At 72.2% G+C, this 3,496-nt stretch carries 3 protein-coding genes; 2 read left to right on the top strand and 1 reads right to left on the bottom strand.

The genetic code is table 11. The annotated features are described in order from the left end of the window. Positions 1-76: 76 nt before the first annotated feature. Positions 77-1,363 (bottom strand): AI-2E family transporter, encoded by a 1,287-nt coding sequence (locus tag EYA84_RS28925; protein WP_176094492.1) that lies wholly within the window; start codon positions 1,361-1,363, stop codon positions 77-79. Between the two features lie 237 nt (positions 1,364-1,600). On the opposite strand from EYA84_RS28925, the gene EYA84_RS28920 reads away from it, so the two are divergent. Both EYA84_RS28920 and EYA84_RS28915 read left to right on the top strand, forming a co-directional pair. Next, positions 1,601-2,698 (top strand): hypothetical protein, encoded by a 1,098-nt coding sequence (locus EYA84_RS28920; protein WP_131057156.1) that lies wholly within the window; start codon positions 1,601-1,603, stop codon positions 2,696-2,698. Positions 2,699-2,810: 112 nt separating this feature from the next. Continuing rightward, on the top strand, positions 2,811-3,496 hold a 686-nt coding region (locus tag EYA84_RS28915; RefSeq protein WP_131057154.1), incomplete at its 3' end, for a YoaK family protein.

Here is a 3,496-nt window from a genome sequence, read left to right as displayed (position 1 = left end):
CGCCGGTGGGAGCCGCCCACCGGCGGGCGCCGCCGACGGACCGCACACCCGAGACGGTCCTCCCGGACCGGAAGGGTCAGGGTGTGGTGGCCTTGACCACGACCGCCTCCGGGGGCGGTGGCTGCTCGGCCGGCGGGAGGCGTCGGGCCAGCCGCCGGACCGCGGTGTTGAGCACGGCGATCAGCGGTACGGCGATGAGCGCGCCGAAGATGCCGTCGAGCACCACACCGGCGGTGACCGCCAGCACCACGGGCAGCGGGTGCAGCGCCACCGCCTTGCCCATGATCCACGGCTGGAGGACGTTCCCCTCGACCTGCTGCACCACGATCACCGCGCCGAGGATGAACAGCGCGGTGACCCAGCCGCCGTCCACCAGGGCGACCAGCACCGCCACCGCGCCGGAGAGCGTGGCACCGACGATCGGGATGAACGCGCCGAGGAAGACCAGCGCGGCCAGGGCGAAGGCGAACGGCACGTCGAACAGCACCAGCGCGATACCGATGCCCACCGCGTCGATGAACGCCACCAGCACGGTGGCCCGCACGTAGGCGACCAGGGTCTGCCACGAGGCCCTGCCCGCGTCGTCGAGGCGCCAGCGGGCGGGGGCCGGGAACATCCCCACGATGAACCGCCAGATGCGCTGGCCGTCGCGGAGGAAGAAGAACATGGCGAAGAGGACCAGCAGCGCGCCGGTGAAGATCTCCACCACCGTGCCGGCGGTGGAGAGCGCGCCGGTGGTCAGCGCCTGGGTGTTCTCGTTGATCCAGTTCTGCCCGGCCTGGATGTACTGGTTCAACGTGCCGTCGGAGAGGTTCAGCGGCCCGTCGCGCAGCCAGTTCTGGATCTGACCGATGCCGTCGGCCGCGTTGCGGCTGAGGTCGGGCAGGCCGGTGACGAACTCGCTGACCACCATGGTCAGCGTGCCGACCACGGCGGCCAGTCCACCGATCAGCACCACGGCGGTGGCCAGCGAACGGGGGAAGCGGGCCCGCAGCAGCCAGCCGACGGCGGGTGCCAGCAGTGCGGAGAGCAGCAGCGCCACCAGCAGGGGCACGATCACGACGCGGATGGTGCCCATGAACCGCAGCATCGCCCAGCCGACGATGCCGATGACGATGATCCGCCACGACCAGGCGGCGGCGATCCGCAACGAGTGCGGCACCCCGGCGTCGTCCCGGCTGATCGTCGAGGGATGGCCGTCCTCGCCGTCGTTGCCGGCGCGGGGCTCGGGGATGGGCCGGGCGAACTCCTCCGCACGGTCGGCCTGCCGGGTACGGTCCCGGTCCCTGGCCGCGCGTACCGACTCGCGTCCCCCGTCGTACGCCCGGCGCAGTCGGTGCCGCAGCTGCTCGAACCGGCTCAAGGGAACCCCCAGGTGAAGATCGGTCGGTACACCGTAACGGGTCGGGCCACACACCGGCACGGGGACCAGCGGCCAGGCCGGAAACGACCGGACCGCCGCCGATCTTCGCCGGTGACGTCGGGTCGCTTCAGCCCTATCCTGGCGCTTCGTGCCCGGGTGTCCGGCCGACGCCGCCCCGGCTCGCGGGTGGGTCGCTCCGGACGCCGAGGGCTCCATCTGCCACGAGGAGGTTCCCGGGTGAGAAGGTTCGCGGTACTCGTCACCGCGGTGACGGCGGCCACGGCGGTCGCCGTACCGGCGCAGGCGCAGTCGACGTCGACCCCGACGGCGGTCACCCTCAAGCCGCCGCTGAGCGGCCTGGTCGACCGGGCCGAGCCGGCCACCGGTGCGTACGCGCCGGTGGTGGACAGCTTCGTCATCCGGGTCAACTGGAGCGACCTGCAACCGCAGCAGCAGGCCGGCACCGACCACGGCGGTGCGCTCGACACCACCGCGATCGACCAGGCGGTCACCGCCGCGAACGCGGCCGGGATGCACGCCCGGCTGCGGGTGGTCGGCGGCATCCACGCCCCGGACTGGGCGAAGACGTTGGGCGGGTCGAGCCCGATCCCGTGGTACACCAGCGGCACCCTGGCCGGCACGATCGGTGCGTTCTGGACCAGCGAGTACGGAACGGCCTACCAGAACCTCCAGGACCGACTGGCCGCCAGCTACGACGACGAGCCCCGGATCCGGGACGTGGTGATCGCCCGCTGCACCACCGAGTTCGCCGAGCCGTACATCCGGCAGACCGGGCAGCTCAGCCTGAACCGGCCCGGCCTGGAGGCGGCCGGCTACACCGGGGCGGCCGACGACCAGTGCCACCGCGACGAGATCGACGCGCACGACGTGTGGGAGCAGACCCGCTCCTACCTGGCCTTCAACCCGTACCAGCGGATCAACGAGGTGACCTGGACGGGCTCGGTGGACATGCCGTACACCCGGCAGATGATCGACTACTGCCGTACCTCACTGGGCGCCCGGTGCGTGCTGGGCAACAACTCGATGTACCCCGACCGCCCGAACAACTACTACGCGATGTGGGCGTACATCGCGGGCAAGGGCGGCCCGATCAGCTACCAGACCGCGACCGCCGACCTGGTCTGCGCCGACCAGGACCCGTGCCCGGCGTCGACCTGGAACCAGACGCTGGAGCTGGCCCTCACCTACGGGGCGAACGCCGTGGAGCTGCCCAGGACGAAGACCGGCTACCAGAGCTGGTCGATCGCGGACGTGTCGCCGAACCACGGCCTACAGCACTACGACGACCTGCTGGAGGCCGCCGCCGGGCCGTGACGCGGCTGCGCCGGACGCGGCCGTGGGCGGTGCGTAGACTCCGAACCGGACGATCGCCCTGCTGACGGCCGCTCTCGACGCGCCATCCGGCGGCGAGCTGCGGAAGAGGCCCATGACCAAGACGTACGACGTACCCCTGCTGGTGCTGACCGTGGCGACCGGGGCGATCGACGGCGTCAGCTATCTCGCCCTGGACCGGGTCTTCACCGGCAACATGACCGGCAACGTGCTCTTCATCGGTTTCGGCCTGGCCGGGGTTCCCGGGCTGCCGGTGCTCAACAACCTGGTGGCGTTGCTGGCCTTCATGCTCGGCGCGGTGCTCGCCGCCCGGCTGACCCGGGGCGCGACGGGCCCGGCGAAGCTGCCCCGCTCCGGCCTGGTCGTGCTGGTCGCCGGTAGCGCGTCGACGCTGGCGTCGGCCGGGCTCTGGCTCGGCACCGGGTCGCCGGAGGGGATCGTGATGCTGGTCGTCACCGGGTTGTTGGCGCTGGTGCTCGGCGCCCAGGCCGCGGCGGTCCGCCACATCGGCATCCGGGACCTCTCCACGGTGGTGGTGACGATGACCATGGTGAACCTCTCGGCGGACAGCCGGGCTGCCGGAGGCGTGGGCACGGCGTGGGCCCGACGGCTCGCCGCGATCGTCTCGATGGGCCTCGGCGCCCTGGTCGCGGCGCTCCTGACACTGCGGGTCGACGGGTCCTGGGCCCTGCTGATGGCGGGGGTGGTGATGGCGGCCGGCACGGCGATGATCGCGGCGGTCCGCCGCCGGGAGATCACGGCCGCGACGCACGCGCGGGC

It is taken from the genome of Verrucosispora sp. SN26_14.1 (assembly GCF_004307965.1).
In the GTDB taxonomy this organism is placed as follows: Bacteria; Actinomycetota; Actinomycetes; order Mycobacteriales; family Micromonosporaceae; genus Micromonospora.
This window is presented reverse-complemented; position numbering and strand designations above follow the sequence as displayed.